The organism is Streptomyces sp. NPDC048483 (assembly GCF_040651455.1).
In the GTDB taxonomy this organism is placed as follows: Bacteria; Actinomycetota; Actinomycetes; order Streptomycetales; family Streptomycetaceae; genus Streptomyces.
In genome coordinates this window covers 1-13,415 of the sequence record NZ_JBEZJZ010000023.1, presented here as the reverse complement: position 1 = coordinate 13,415, position 13,415 = coordinate 1, and the positions used below count along the sequence as shown (strand labels likewise).

Here is a 13,415-nt window from a genome sequence, read left to right as displayed (position 1 = left end):
CGCCGGGGGGATTGTCAGTGGGGTCGGTTACGGTCGGGAGCAGATGAGGTGAAGCGTCGTCGGGCGCTGCGGGGGAGAGGGGAATCCGGTGGGAGGGGCGAATGCACCGCGCGAACACTTCGGCAGTCCGCTGCTGACGACAACGCTCCAGATATTCCCCGAGCTTTTCCCGGAGCTCCTTCCCGAGCTCTTCCCGGAGCACGGCCACATACCTCCGCGGAAGCGGCTGGACCAGCAGCTTTAGAAGGCCTCGTCACCCGAGCGGCCCAACGGCTTCTCGAAGAAAACCTCCGCGTAGATGTCGTCGTGGTACGGCGCGATCTCGACGAAGCCGTGCCGCCGGTAGAGCGCGACCGCCTCCACCAGATCCAGCCGGGTGTCCAGCCGGATCCGCGCGGCGCCCAACCGGGCCGCGGCCGCCTCGGCGGCCATGAGCAGGCCGCCTGCGCCACTGCGGCCGCGGTGCGGGACCCGTACAAACATCTGCTTGAGCTCTGCGGTCCGCTCGTCCAGCAGCCGCACCCCGGCACATCCGGCGGCGACGCCGCCGTGCCGGGCCACCAACAGCACACCGTCAGGAGGTGTCAGATGGTCAGAGGGGTACTCCGCCAGGCCCTGCGCGATCTCTTCAGGCGTCGCGCGACGGCCCTCGTGCAATTGGTAGTAGCGGTCTGCCACCTCGGTGTAGTACTCGCGCAACAGCGCCCAGGCGTCCGGCGAGTCGAAGGGTTCGGCGGAGACGGCCCAGGGCAGCCGGAGGGCGGTGGTGTCGCTCATGGCGACATTGATGCCATGAGCGAGGAACGCCGTGCAACGGATTTCGGCGGGGAGAAAGGGGCGGGCGTCCGGCGCGCCCGCCCAACCGCCTTGTGGTCAGCCCTTCTTGGGGCCGGCCTGCTGCACCACCTCGAAGGACCACAGCGTGGACCCGGACGCCGCGGGCTTGGGCCGCTCGCCGCCCTCGGCGCCGCCACCCTGGTGCGCGGCCTTCATCGGGCCCTCCATCCATGCCTGGAAGGACTCCTCGTCCCGCCAGCGCGTGTAGACGAGGTACTGGTCGGTGCCCTCGACGGGCCGCAGCAGCTCGAACCACTCAAAGCCGTCCGAGGAGTCCACCGTCCCGGCGCGCGCTCCGAAGCGCTTCTCCAGAACCTCCCGCTGCTCGGCGGGCACGGACAGTACGTTGATCTTTACTACGCTAGGCACATGGCACCTCTCAGGAAACGGGAGTTAGGCTCCACGCCTAACCTGGATCATGTGCGAGCAGTCTCCTACATCCGTCAGAGCAAGCGTCGCGACGACGACTCCCAGGCATCACCGATGGCCCAGCGCGAGCGTTGTTCGTCCCTCATCGCATCCAAGGGCTGGGACGACGCGGGTCACGTCGAGGACGTGGGGAAATCGGGTTGGGACCCCAGCGTGCACCGCCCGGGATTCGAAGAGATGATGGCCGCCGTCCGTGCCGGTCACGTGGACGCGGTGGTCGTGTTCTCCCTGTCCCGGCTCACCCGGCGGGGCGCGCTGGAGGCTATGAAGATCATCGATGAGCTGGAGCGATACGGCGTCCGCCTGGTCTCGGTGGAGGAGCCCTACCTGGACACCTCCACCCCCGTCGGCGTCGGCATCCTGGCCATCATCGCCGGACTCGCACAACAAGAATCGGACCTGAAGTCCGCGTACATCACCTCCACCAAGGACACGCTCCGCCGAGCCGGTAGCCATGTCTCCGGCGTCGCTCCCTTCGGCTTCCAGCCGGAGCGCGAGACTCGGGGCAAACTCACTGTGATCCGTCTCGTTCCGGACCCTGTAGAGGCCCCCGTAGTCCGGGACATGGCGTCGTGGATCGCGGACGGACTCACCGCCTCCGCTGTGTCCAAGCGGCTGAATGAGTCACGCGTGCCCACGAAGATGACCGGCTTGGGAGAAGCCGGAGCGAAGCGAATGGAGGTGCGACGCGCCCGCATCGGTTCATCCGAAGCAGCCGACCGGGCGGGCTGGACCTCCTCCACGGTCCTGCGCATCCTTCGGGATCCGCGCCTGGCCGGATACGCCATGGAGTGGCAGGGGCGTCAGGAGAAAACCACGGACGCGGACGGGAACGTGGTCCCCGGCAAGGCCGGGAAGCGGGTGATCCTTCGCGACGATGAGGGGCGCCCGGTGGAGTCGCACGAAGCGATCATTCCGGCGGATGAGTGGTGGAAGCTCCAGGACGTGTTGGACGGCCGGACCAAGACGGTCGTGCGGTCCGGGCGCCGTGTGCCCACGCTCTTGGCGGGACACGGCCTCCTCTTCTGCGATGTGTGCGGTTCGGTCATGGTCACTGACAAGCGCTCGGGGAAGCTCTACTACAAGTGCAATCGTGCGGGTGGCGTTGTCCCTGGCCATGGTGGCTTGGTCATCAGCATGGGCGGCGCGGACGACGAAGTGGCCCGCCGGGTATGGGCGCGACTCACGGCGATGGACCCCTCAGACGAGGACGACAGGGAATGGCTGGCGGAGGCCGCTCGCCGGTTCGCCCACCAACAGGACACCTCTGAAAGGGAGACGGAACACGCAGCGGCCCGTTCGGAACTGGATCATGTCCGGGAGTCGTTGCGCGTCCTCTACCAGGACCGCCAAGAGGGCCTGTACGCGGGACCCGTGGGAACCAATATGTTCCGCGAGTCCGTGGAGCGACTGACGGCCCATGAACAGCGGACACAGGAGCGCTTGAACGAGCTGGAGGCGGCGGCGGACGTGGCCGCGGCGATCCCCGGAGAGTGGACGACGGTGGACGGTGGCCCGATAGGGGAGGGATCCCCGTGGGCTGCCTGGGATCTGCAAGAGAAGCGGGAGTTCCTGGCGCTGTTCATCGACTCTGTCCGGATCGCCAAATCGGTGGGCAGGGGAAGGAACGCCAATACGTGTGACCGTGTCCTGGTCCGGTGGGCGGAGCTTCCCCAGAAAGACGACGACGGCATGGCGTAGCAGCGCGCCGGCGCCTTAATCGGTCGTGTGCGACGGGGAGACGACAAGTAACCGGCGGAGCCCCTTGGGCCCGTTCCTCCGCGGAGGGGCGGGTCCTTCGCCTTGTCCGGCCACGTGCCCCGTCACGGCTTCTGTAACTGCCCCCAGATAACTCCAGTGAGAGGACCCGCGCAGGCGTCGTGACGCCTTGCGTGAACCCGTTGCGCTCCCTCTATGGGGAGGGCCGCAACGGGCCCGGCATGAGACAGGAAGGCCGACATGAGCGAAACACCGACCCCCGCCGCGCAAGCGCACGCGCGCATCACAGCTCTGATCAAGTGGCTGGAATCCCTGGTGGACGACCTGAGGTACTGCGACCACATGAGTGTTTATGAGCCGATCTTCAAGGACCCGTATCCGCAGAGCGAAAGCAACGCTCGCAAGCCGCGTCGCAGCTTGGGCAGCCGTGATGCCTACCTTGCTGCGGTGACCGGACGACGGGAGGGCGGCGCATGAGCCTGGCCATGCCGGAGATTGCCCCGGAGGTTCTGCCGTCGCTGACGCTCAAGGACGGCACGGACGTGGACCGGGCTAAGTTCCTTGCTGACCAGGTCGCTGGCCGGCTGATCTACGTGGAGGGGCCGGGCTGGTACGCGTGGGACGGTCGGGTCTGGGTCAACGACTCCACCCGTGACTCGGTGGCCCGCAGCATGGTCCATGAGGTGTCGGACCGTCTCCTGGCCTACGCCGCCAACGGCGGAGACGACGCCTACATAGATGCGGCGCGCGCCCTGCGCACCTCGTGCTGCATCACGGCGGCGCTGACCGAACTCCAGTCGATGCCGGGCATCCGGTACCGGGTGGACGAGTTGGACGCCCACCCGAACGTGATGGCCTTCCGCAACGTCGCGGTGAACCTGACCACCGGTGAGTGGTACCACCACGACCCGACGCTGTTGGTGACACGGCTGGTCGAAGTGGACTATCAACCCGATGCGCCGTGTCCGCAGTGGGAGGCGTTCTTGGAGTCCAGCCACCCGGGCGATCCCCAGATGCACACCTTCTTGCAACGCCTGGCCGGGTACGCGATCACCGGGTACACGCGGGAGGAGTGCCTGGCGTTCTTCTATGGCTCCGGCCGCAACGGCAAGGGCGTGTTCACCGAGACCCTGGGCAAGGTATTCGCGGCGATCACGACGGCGCAGGAGGCGGAGTTCTGGGAGAAGCAGCGGCACGGCCGGAACGGCTCCCTGGTCGCCAAGCTCCACGGCGCCCGTCTGGTGCTGTCCAGCGAGATGACGGACGCGCGCCTGGACGAGGCGTTCATCAAGCTGTTCACGGCCGCCGACCGGATGACCGCGAACCAGAAGTACAAGCCCGCCTACGACTTCACACCCACCGGCTTGCTGATCATGTCCGGCAATGACAAGCCGACGATCCGCGGCACCGATGACGGGATCTGGCGGCGCTTTCGGTGCGTGCCGTGGGACGAGTCGTTCGTGGGCCGTGAGGACCCTGGACTGAAGGAACGCCTGGAACAGGAGGCCGAGGGCATCGCCGCATGGGTGGTGCGCGGGGCTGTGGACTGGTGGCGGCACGGGCTCAACGAGCCGGAGCGCGTCACCCTGGCCACTGACGAATACCGCCAGGAGTCCGACCCCTTCGCCGACTGGGTGGAAGCCAACTTCGAGGCCGAGGCGGGCGGGTTCGTGTCCAGCGCCGAGATCAAGGGGCGCGGCGAGAGCCAGCACCCCCGGCTGCCAGGCCGCCCCCAGGCGTGGTCCAAGGCGATTGCCCGCCACTTCAGTGCTGAGACCGGCAAGCAGGGCGGCAAACGCGGCGTGGTAGGCGTGAGCGCCAAGAAGGCCGACATCTTCGGTCAGCCCGCGTAACTCCTGCCCCCGCAGCGGCGGCGCAGCCCAGAACGCCAGGACTCGTGGACACCTTAAGTGTCCATTTCCCAGACCTTCCCCATACGCGTGTTGGGAGAGGTTTCGGCACTTGGCGCCGAAGGCGTCCAGGGCGTCCACCCCGCTGCCGCGACAACCCCACATCGACCTCAAGGCTCGCTGATCCCTGGCGGGCCTTTCGCATGCCCTGGAGGCAATCCGTGGCGATCGTGCCACCCAAGCTGTACGCGGCCCTGGCTCGCCAGGCAGAACAGGAATACGGCGTCCCGCTGATCGCGGACGGCCACGAACATCGCTACGACCCAACGTCAGAGGAAGATGCGATGGCGCATCTGGTGTGGACCGGTGTCGGCGACGAGGGCGCGGCGGAGATACGGGCCGACCACCGGGCCGTGTCCGCACGCGGAGACGACCTGCACGGTGCCGCCTTCCACCCGCTCAGGGGCACCGCACCCAACCCCGCGCAGGGCAAGAGATGGGGAGAAGATCCGCCGAGCGGGACGGCGCCTGGACTTCGCCCAGCCCTATCCCGAGGTGACTGTGGCCCGTATGGACCCCCGCCTGCACGCGGCCCTGCTGCGGCAGCAGGAGGAATGCCTCCGCGCCGACACGGAACCGCGCCGCTACGAGACAGTCGGCGGCACCGTGACCCTGGCCGGAGGCGTCAAGCACTACACGGCCGAATGCCTGGAGTGCGGGCAGGAGTTCACCGTCCGGCGTCCCGCCTCACAGCGCCGCAAGTGGCCGACCGTGTGCGATGGGTGCAAAACCGAGCGCAGGCGCCGTCTCGCCGCCGAGCGGGCCCGCCGCTACCGCCGGCGCCGTACCGACACCGGGGACCAGGCCGTGTAACGCCGTACCTACAGGGGGGGGAGCGGACCACGCGCCGTACATCGGCACGGCACCCGCTCCACCTCCGATCCGGCACCTGGAAGGAGCCCCTTTGGACGCGCACGAGATCCGCGACCGCATCAACCTGTCCCGCTGCTACATCGCCGCCTTGTCCGACCTGGTTTGGTCGGCAGCTGAGGTCCGCGACGCCACAACGCTGCGCTACTACGCCGACAAGCGTCAGCAGGCCGCGCAGGACCTCAAGGCCCGCACCATTTGCGGGCAGCGCGATGGACTGCTCACCGACGAGGACGCAGAGAGCGCACTGTCCCCGATGAGCGGTTTGGAGGACGCCCTTGTCTTCACTGACTGAGCCCACGCCGAACTCCGCGGCGGAGCCGGAGGCCCCGCCCCAGGGCGACGCGGAGAGCAACCCGCCCCAGGCCACCCAGGACGCAGGTACTGCCCCTGACGCCGACATCGCCGAACTCAATGCCCAGATTGCTCAGTTGGAGCAGGAGAAGGCGGCACGGGAGCAGGAGGACACGATCCAGGATCTTGCCCGCCGCTATCCCTACATGACCCCCGAGATCCTGCGCGCCTTCGGCAACGCCCCCACGGCGGAGCTGCAGGAACGCGCCCGCGTCCTAAGCGCCGCGATACACGAGCGGGACACAAGCCCCGCACACGGACACGTTCACCTCGGCCGTGGAGGACTCAGCCCGAACGAGAGCCCCCGCCCGACCAGCTGGGCGGACGCGTTCCGGCGGGGGCCCGCGAGCAGCGCCGCAGCGGCCGCCGCCACGGCGAACTCTGAGGAAAGGAAACCTAGTTGAGCATGTTCACCACCGTCCCCGGCGCCGGAGGCATCACCCCCGACCAGTACGCGGCGCTGATCGTCCAGCCCGTTCAGGCCGGATCGGTAGCCTTCCAGGTCGCCACGCGACTGGACACCGACGCCACTCGCACCCACCTGCCGATCGTGCAGGAGGACGCGGGCGCGGCCTGGACCCGGGAGGGCGACGAGATCCCCGTGGAGGACGCCACCCTTGGCGAGGAGATCGTCACTCCCACCAAGGTCGCGGGCCTTACTGTCGTCTCCTCCGAACTCGCGGAGGACTCCAACCCGCAGGCCACGCAGATCGTCGGGGACGGCCTGGCCCGCTCCATCGCCCGTCAGGTGGACGCAGCATTCTTCGGCAGCCTGCCCGCTCCGGCGCCGCGTGGCCTGGAGGTCGTGCCGAACGTCAACACCGTGACGGCGGGCAAGAAGTGGGCCAATCTGGACCCATTCCTTGAGGCGATCGCCCAGGCCGAGACAGCCGGCGCCACGTTGACCAGCTTCACCGCTCACCCCTCCGACGCGCTGGCCCTGGCTCAGCTCAAGGAACAGACAGGAAGCAACCGACCGTTGCTCGGCTCGGACCCGACCACGCCGACGCGCCGTGTGATCGCTGGAGTGCCGCTGTATGTGTCTCCGGCGGTCACCCCGGGCACAGTGTGGGGACTCCCCAAGGATCGTGTGTTCGTGGTGCTGCGACGTGATGTGAAGGTGGACCTGAGCGCGGACGCGTACTTCCAGTCCGACCAGGTGGCCGTGCGCGGCACCATGCGCGTCGGGTTCGGCTACCCGCACTCCGCAGCGATCACGAAGGTGACGGTTGCGGCGTAGCCCCTGGGGGCAACCCCCGCCGCGCGTCACGCCAGACCGCAAGCGTATAGCAGCTCAGATTCTGTACGCGTTCCAGGGTCAACACAGTTACACGTTGGATTCAGTGAGATACCGAATCTGGCGAATGCACTCGGTCAGCTCATTTTCAATTTCAATCCGCACTACGGCCAGGTGTTCCGACGCCCTGTCGCCTCTGTGGTAGGCGTACATCCGTCTCAGGTATCCAGTTTCCCGTTCAAATAAATCGAAAAGTTCGGCAACCTGCGACGACAACTTAAAGGGTCCTTCGAGTTCCACCGCAACGGCGAACCGGCCGAGGGATTCAATCCTCCTGTCTATTTCCGCGAATTTTTCATTAGCTTCATCGATGGGATTCGCGCTCCTGCTGACATTTTGGGCCATCCATGTTGAAAGCCGACCGAAATAGGGAGGAAGGCTTCTCATCTCTTCCAGAAATGCGCGATACGCCTCTCTGCGGGCCTGCTTCTTCTGAACGCGTTCCGCAGATACAGAGGCGAGGGCAGCAGCACTTCCTGTAGCCAGCGCACCAACTACTGCGCCCAGTACGGCGGCCAAACCCTGGTCCATCAGTCCCCCGTTCGGTGCTCTCAGACCATCTCAGCAAACCTTATTGGAGGTGACACCATGCCGGGCCCCGTTCCGAAGCGCAGTGACCAGCGTCGCCGGCGCAACAAGGGTGACGGTCCGGAGCTGATGAAGGCCCCCGGCGGAGATGAGATGGGTCCCCTTGGCCTGCGACTGGCATTAGATCGCCTGGGAGCTCGACGCCAGCCGGGAGCTTCACAGCCGGCTGGCGGTCCGGCGGCCACACATCTCTAACAACACCGCCCCGCCCTTGCCCCCGTGACTACCTCCTGCGCCGGGGTGGTTTCGGGGGCATTCCTCGTTCTATGACGCCTCTACCTCTGCCATCAGAAGCCGGAGCGTCAACGAGTGCTTTTCTGGGGGCAGCGCGTCCATCGCTCCCCGCGCGTAGGAAACGCCCCCAGCCCTGTCTCCGGACCTGGCCAGCATCAGCCCACGGTGCATTTCAAGATGTGTCGCGAAGCGAGGCAGGGTTGCGGGTAGTTCGCGTCGCGCGGCTTCTTGCGCCTCAACGGCTCCCCGCTCATCCCCAAGTCTGGCGAGTAGCAGCGAGCGGAAGACGTTCACTCGCCACCAGGGAACGGCATAGTCACTGGTCTGCTCATGCGACCCTGCCTTGTCGAACACCCGCTGGCCCTGCTCTGACAGCCTGAGTGCCGCCCCACGATCTCCTCGTAGCGCGGCAGCGTGCGCCTTGCCGTAGATAGCGTTGAGGAGCCCTAGCGAGGGTTTCTGGCTGATGGACATGGCCTGATCGGCCAGTACGTCAGCGACGCCGAGTGATGCCCCCTCGTATCCGAGCGCAATTGCTGCGCGACCGCGTACCCATACGCGGGCCTGATCGTCGCCGGACTCGTCCGCAGCTTCGGCAGCGAGCCGGTACCAGTTGACCGCCTTGGCTCCGTCCGCCCCGGGGAACGTCTTGGCGTAAAGGGTCATGAGCCGGGACGCCACAGACCACAGCCGAGGATTCTCAAGCTGTTGCTGCACCACCACTAGCTCACTGGACACGCGACGCTGAATGTCTGCGGCGCCGAGGCTCATGTACTCCGTGCCGTAGGTGTCTAGTTTGCTCTCCCATTCGTCTACGGATGGACCGCCCCGGAGCCTGGCGGCGAAGCCCACGGACAGGAGGTCAGAGGCCACTGCGGGAGCTATGGCAGCCCCCGCAGCATCGGTCAGGAAAGTGCGTCGCTTCACGTCGTCCTCAAGCACAGCTAGGGGAACATCGAGCACTGCGGACAGGCACCGGAGGTAGTACGCCCCCGGCTTCACCTTGCAACGCTCCCAGCGGCTGACGTACTCCCGATCAAGATTCGTTCCAAAGGCGTCGTTGATCGCTGATGCCAGTCGCCCTTGGCTCCATCCGCGTGCCTGGCGTAGATCCCTGATCAGCTCCCCAATGGACATGACCCCATCTTGCTCCTAGCACTGCCACTAGGCAGGTCAAGAAGGGGGTTTCGGAGGCCACTTGCCCCTACAGATGCCACTACGTTGCCCTACCGGCTCTCGGGACTATCACGGGCATGACCGAGCCGACGAGATACACGACTCCAACGGTAGAGCTGCCTTTACGGCTGGAACTTGAACCCGTGCCGGTGGACGGCTGCGATGTGTGCGTAGCGCTGGGGAACGAACGAGAGACATCGCGGTTGGCGGGCAACGGCTCGAAGGTCTCTGACTGCAATGTCGAGATCGGGAAACACCCGCATCCGACGAAGAAGCGGGGGCGCGGGTGAGCACGGTCGAGAGGCCGGCAGAGCCTGAGTTGTGGGAGCCGTACGCCGGTTCTCCCGAGGGATGGTGGACGGAGTACGGCGGACGGCTGGACACGCGCTCTGGAGTCGTGCACCTGCCGCCGGAGACGCCGTTGCCGCCGTGCCAGTTCCCGTGTGTCAACTGCCGTGCCAAGGGCCGTCAGTAGCACCAAAGCTCCGTTGTTCTGAGCGCTCAGGGCGACGGCGGGCCATCCCCCGATGGGAACGAGCGCGACCACGGCAGACGTGCTGGGGCTCCCGCCCCATCCGCCCTTAGCCGGGGTGCCGCTTCAGCGGTGAGGGATGCCGGATCGGCCCCGCCCGGCGACGGCGAGAGACACAGCCGGGCGGGGCACTCTATGTGCGTAGCTTGACAGACTTATTGATCTTGACGATGCTCATGCCGACCATCGTGCCGTACGGCCCGCAGGGGATACCGACCAGGGCCAGGACCTGTCGGCAGGCTCACCCGTGCAGCCCGACGGAGGCGGCGCCGTGCCGCTCTTCGCGCCGCCGGTGGCCGGTGATCCGGTGCCGGGGCGGGCGCTCCGCGGCCTGTGCCCCGGGAGCCGCCCGCCGGGCCGTCGTCCGTACGCAACGGGACCGGCCCGATTACGTCAGCCGCGCACCGGCACCCTCGTGCGACGGCATGCCGCGCCGCCGCCTGCGCCTCCGTACCACCAGCGCGACCACCAGAAGCGCCAGTCCTCCGCCCGCTGCAAGGACCCAGGCCGGGACGTCTCCCACTCTCATCAGCACATAGGTGTAACGGACCCGCTGATACGGCGTATCGGTGGCCGCCCGCCGCAGCTCATGATCGCTGGTGATCCGCTCGGGATGTGGAAACTGCTGGTCGATGGCGGTCAGATAGGCCCCGCCGGCACCGGTGAGGTCACGGAGCGAGGCCCCCTTGGGCTTGATCCGGCCGGCGAAGAAGACCTCCGGCGCCGAACCGCCGATGGCGCCGCGGGGCTCCATCCGGTGCGGCGCGAGCACATAGAGACCCAGCGACTGGGACGTCTTGGCGAGCCGGGAGAGCCGCATCGCATAGATCAGCCGGTCGCTGGCGAAGGACAGCCGCAGCGGGTCGAGGGTGCCGTTCAGATAGGTGTTCCGTTCGGCGGGGGCCAGCCGGATCGCGACGTACTCCCAGTGCTGGGCCACGTAGGGGCGCAGTTCGGCCGCGAGCGCAGCGGGCAGCCGGAAGCCGTTGGTCTTCAGCCAGCCGCGCAGGGCGTCCGGGTCGGTGGCGGTCAGCCGGGCGACATCGAACGGGCCCAGGCGCTCCCGGCCGACGACGGAGACCTGCGGGCCGCCGGCGCCGGGCATCGGGGCTCCGGCGCCGTCCGATTCGCCCCGGGCGAACGGCCAGTCGCCGCCTCGGGGCCAGAAGTAGGTGCGTTTCTTGTCGGCCGGCTCCGTGAGCGCGGCAAGGTCGTCGAACAGGGCGGAGTCGCCCAGCTCCACCGTGGCGCGGTGCGGCACCGGCATGATCCAGGCGGCGTCCCGGGCGTTCCCGGCCACCGTCAGGCTCATCACGATCTGCTCGGTCCTGCCGTCCCAGCGCACCGCGGAGGTCTCCCGGTCCACCGCCATGGTGGTCTTCGGGTCGACCACCATCGCACCGCAGCCGCAGGCGTATGCCGGCCGGGCCAGCGACACCAGCTGCACGGCCAGCAACAGCAGCACCACCGTCAAGGCCTGCCGCCGTCGGATGCCCCGGGCACCGCGAAGGCCCCGAATGCGGTGAGTGCGCTGAATTCCGTGGTGCGCCGTGGCCGCGCCCATTCTCGTCCCCCGTCCGCCGCTCGCCGATCGAGGTGGATCGGCAGCGACACAGACGGGCGCGGCGGTGCCGGCGGTTCCCCCTGCAAGCGTGCTTGTCGGCCCGGGATCACCGCCTCGGGTCGGTCAGGCCGCCGATCCCGCCTCGGCGCGGCGGGACGCGCGGACGATCTCGAGGGCCTCCGCCTCTGTCTCGACGGCCGGCGGCGAGCCGGGCAGCGGCTTGCGGGCGCTCTCCGACATCAGCCATACGGCGATCCCGCCGATCACGGCCGCCGCCATCATGTAGTAGGCGGGCATCATCTTGTTGCCGGTCGCCCCGATGAGCGCGGTGACCACCAGGGGGGTCGTACCGCCGAAGAGCGAGACCGAGATGTTGAAGCCGATCGACAGCGAGCCGTAGCGCACCTTGGTCGGGAAGAGCGCGGGCAGGGTGGACGGCATCGTCGCGGTGAAGCACACCAGCAGCAGCCCCAGCGCCGCCATGCCCAGCGCGATCGCCGCCAGCGAGCCCTGCCGGATCAGCAGCAGCGCCGGAACGGACAGCACCAGGAAGCCGGCGCAGCCCGCCGCGATGACCGGTCGTCGGCCGAAGCGGTCGGCCAGCTTGCCGGCGAACGGCTGCACACCCATCATCACGACCATCACGCCGAGCACGACCAGCAGCCCGTGCGTCTCGTCGTACTTCAGCTCCGAGGTCAGATAGCTCGGCATGTACGACAGCAGCATGTAGTCGGTGACGTTGAAGACCAGGACCAGCCCGATGCACAGCAGCATCGCCCGCCACTGGCCGAAGATCATCTCGCGGACACCGATCCGCTTCTCGGCCTCACGGCGCGTCTTTTCCTTGGTCCGCGCCTCCTTCTCCAGCCGGGCGAAGGCCGGGGTCTCCTCGAGGCGCATCCGCAGGTAGAGGCCGATGATGCCCATCGGGCCCGCGATCAGGAACGGAATCCGCCAGCCCCACGAGTTCAGGTCGTGGGTGGAGAGGAGCGCGGTCATCAGGGTGACCAGGCCGGCGCCGCCGACGTAGCCGGCCAGCGTGCCGAACTCCAGCCAGCTGCCGAGGAAGCCGCGCTTCTTGTCGGGCGCGTACTCGGCGATGAAGGTGGAGGCGCCGCCGTATTCACCGCCGGTGGAGAAGCCCTGCACCAGGCGCGCGACGAGCAGCAGGACGGGTGCGCCGACGCCGATGGTGGCGTAGGAGGGGATCAGGCCGATGGCGAAGGTGCCCGCCGCCATCATGATCATGGTGATGGCCAGGACCTTCTGCCGCCCGATCCGGTCGCCGAGAGGCCCGAAGACCATGCCGCCGATGGGCCGCACCAGGAACGCCGCCGCAAACGCACCGAAGGTCGACAGTAGCTGTGCGGTCGGGTTCCCGGACGGGAAGAAGACATGTCCGAGGGTGACCGCGATGTAGCTGTAGACGCCGAAGTCGAACCACTCCATCGCATTGCCGAGGGCGGCCGCGGACACCGCGCGCTTGACCATCGCGGGATCGACGACGGTGACCTCGTCCGACGTCCGCTCCTCCAGGTCAGGTGTGGCATCGGTACGGCTGGAGCCACGGCCGTGGTTAAGGGGCCCGGGTGCGACGGGGGACTGCGTCGGCACGTGTTCGCTCGCCTGCGCTCTCTTGGTCGACTGCATGACATCGCCCGCCGTGGGGTGACGGGGCGGAGCCCGCCATGGGATGACGGGCAAAGGTCGACCATAGGGGCAGAACGGATCATCACGGACAGTGTGCGGATGACCGCGCGCTCGGTCGTATACCCGCTCCTTGCTGGGCAAACGCGTGTCCGGGCGGATTTCCGTGGGACTTTCGTCTGTGATCCATCTCGCGGTAATCCGCTGCAACCATCACGTTCCGTGATGCATGGGGTGGCGGTTCCTGTGACGCGCGGC

Annotated in this window: 14 protein-coding genes; 8 read left to right on the top strand and 6 right to left on the bottom strand. The window is 67.6% G+C overall.

The genetic code is table 11. From position 1 onward, the window contains the following. Positions 1–88 precede the first annotated feature (88 nt). On the top strand, positions 89–244 hold the full coding sequence (locus AB0D04_RS14915; protein WP_362702929.1) for a hypothetical protein: 156 nt from the start codon (positions 89–91) through the stop codon (positions 242–244). Here the strand turns inward: AB0D04_RS14915 and AB0D04_RS14910 are convergent. Together AB0D04_RS14910 and AB0D04_RS14905 are read right to left on the bottom strand one after the other, a co-directional pair. Then, on the bottom strand, positions 241–777 hold the full coding sequence (locus tag AB0D04_RS14910; RefSeq protein WP_362702928.1) for a GNAT family N-acetyltransferase: 537 nt from the start codon (positions 775–777) through the stop codon (positions 241–243). The two genes, AB0D04_RS14915 and AB0D04_RS14910, sit on opposite strands and share 4 nt — an antisense overlap. A gap of 96 nt (positions 778–873) precedes the next feature. After that, positions 874–1,206 carry an antibiotic biosynthesis monooxygenase gene (locus AB0D04_RS14905; protein WP_362702927.1) on the bottom strand — a complete coding sequence of 111 codons (333 nt, stop codon included), beginning with the start codon at positions 1,204–1,206 and terminating at the stop codon, positions 874–876. Between AB0D04_RS14905 and AB0D04_RS14900 the strand changes: the two genes are divergently transcribed. From AB0D04_RS14900 to AB0D04_RS14870, 7 genes are all read left to right on the top strand, one after another. Further along, complete coding sequence (locus tag AB0D04_RS14900) at positions 1,207–2,967, top strand: recombinase family protein (protein ID WP_362702925.1); 1,761 nt, start codon at positions 1,207–1,209, stop codon at positions 2,965–2,967. It begins immediately after the preceding gene. Positions 2,968–3,225: 258 nt separating this feature from the next. Further along, the gene (locus tag AB0D04_RS14895; protein ID WP_362702923.1) at positions 3,226–3,462 is read left to right on the top strand and encodes a hypothetical protein; all 237 of its coding nucleotides are present in this window, start codon (positions 3,226–3,228) and stop codon (positions 3,460–3,462) included. Continuing rightward, entirely contained in the window at positions 3,459–4,838 is a 1,380-nt protein-coding gene (locus AB0D04_RS14890; RefSeq protein ID WP_362702922.1) for a phage/plasmid primase, P4 family, read from the top strand. Before AB0D04_RS14895 ends, AB0D04_RS14890 begins: the two co-directional genes overlap by 4 nt. A 567-nt stretch (positions 4,839–5,405) precedes the next feature. Next, positions 5,406–5,708, top strand: a complete 303-nt coding sequence (locus AB0D04_RS14885) for a hypothetical protein (RefSeq protein ID WP_362702920.1) — start codon at positions 5,406–5,408, stop codon at positions 5,706–5,708. A 91-nt stretch (positions 5,709–5,799) separates the two neighbouring features. Then, positions 5,800–6,060: a hypothetical protein gene (locus AB0D04_RS14880; protein ID WP_362702918.1), complete on the top strand. Its 261-nt coding sequence runs from the start codon at positions 5,800–5,802 to the stop codon at positions 6,058–6,060. Next, positions 6,044–6,523, top strand: coding sequence for a hypothetical protein (locus AB0D04_RS14875; protein ID WP_362702916.1), 480 nt, complete (start codon positions 6,044–6,046; stop codon positions 6,521–6,523). Before AB0D04_RS14880 ends, AB0D04_RS14875 begins: the two co-directional genes overlap by 17 nt. A gap of 2 nt (positions 6,524–6,525) precedes the next feature. Continuing rightward, complete coding sequence (locus AB0D04_RS14870) at positions 6,526–7,359, top strand: phage major capsid protein (RefSeq protein ID WP_362703043.1); 834 nt, start codon at positions 6,526–6,528, stop codon at positions 7,357–7,359. 87 nt (positions 7,360–7,446) lie between these two features. On the opposite strand, the gene AB0D04_RS14865 is transcribed toward AB0D04_RS14870, so the two are convergent. The 4 genes from AB0D04_RS14865 to proP form a co-directional block, all read right to left on the bottom strand. Next, complete coding sequence (locus AB0D04_RS14865; protein ID WP_362702915.1) at positions 7,447–7,947, bottom strand: hypothetical protein; 501 nt, start codon at positions 7,945–7,947, stop codon at positions 7,447–7,449. Positions 7,948–8,268: 321 nt separating this feature from the next. Continuing rightward, positions 8,269–9,375, bottom strand: coding sequence for a helix-turn-helix transcriptional regulator (locus AB0D04_RS14860; RefSeq protein WP_362702914.1), 1,107 nt, complete (start codon positions 9,373–9,375; stop codon positions 8,269–8,271). A gap of 959 nt (positions 9,376–10,334) precedes the next feature. Continuing rightward, positions 10,335–11,411: a DUF2330 domain-containing protein gene (locus AB0D04_RS14855; protein ID WP_362703042.1), complete on the bottom strand. Its 1,077-nt coding sequence runs from the start codon at positions 11,409–11,411 to the stop codon at positions 10,335–10,337. 222 nt (positions 11,412–11,633) lie between these two features. Further along, the gene (gene proP, locus AB0D04_RS14850; protein ID WP_362702912.1) at positions 11,634–13,160 is read right to left on the bottom strand and encodes a glycine betaine/L-proline transporter ProP; all 1,527 of its coding nucleotides are present in this window, start codon (positions 13,158–13,160) and stop codon (positions 11,634–11,636) included. Positions 13,161–13,415: the final 255 nt, after the last annotated feature.

Excerpts from the sequence above, each read along its gene's own strand:
- AB0D04_RS14910 (WP_362702928.1), bottom strand. The coding sequence starts at position 777 with ATGAGCGACACCACCGCCCTCCGGCTGCCCTGGGCCGTCTCCGCCGAA.
- AB0D04_RS14900 (WP_362702925.1), top strand. The coding sequence starts at position 1,207 with ATGGCACCTCTCAGGAAACGGGAGTTAGGCTCCACGCCTAACCTGGAT.
- AB0D04_RS14895 (WP_362702923.1), top strand. The coding sequence starts at position 3,226 with ATGAGCGAAACACCGACCCCCGCCGCGCAAGCGCACGCGCGCATCACA.
- AB0D04_RS14890 (WP_362702922.1), top strand. The coding sequence starts at position 3,459 with ATGAGCCTGGCCATGCCGGAGATTGCCCCGGAGGTTCTGCCGTCGCTG.
- AB0D04_RS14885 (WP_362702920.1), top strand. The coding sequence starts at position 5,406 with ATGGACCCCCGCCTGCACGCGGCCCTGCTGCGGCAGCAGGAGGAATGC.
- AB0D04_RS14870 (WP_362703043.1), top strand. The coding sequence starts at position 6,526 with ATGTTCACCACCGTCCCCGGCGCCGGAGGCATCACCCCCGACCAGTAC.
- AB0D04_RS14865 (WP_362702915.1), bottom strand. The coding sequence starts at position 7,947 with ATGGACCAGGGTTTGGCCGCCGTACTGGGCGCAGTAGTTGGTGCGCTG.
- AB0D04_RS14860 (WP_362702914.1), bottom strand. The coding sequence starts at position 9,375 with ATGTCCATTGGGGAGCTGATCAGGGATCTACGCCAGGCACGCGGATGG.
- proP (WP_362702912.1), bottom strand. The coding sequence starts at position 13,160 with ATGCAGTCGACCAAGAGAGCGCAGGCGAGCGAACACGTGCCGACGCAG.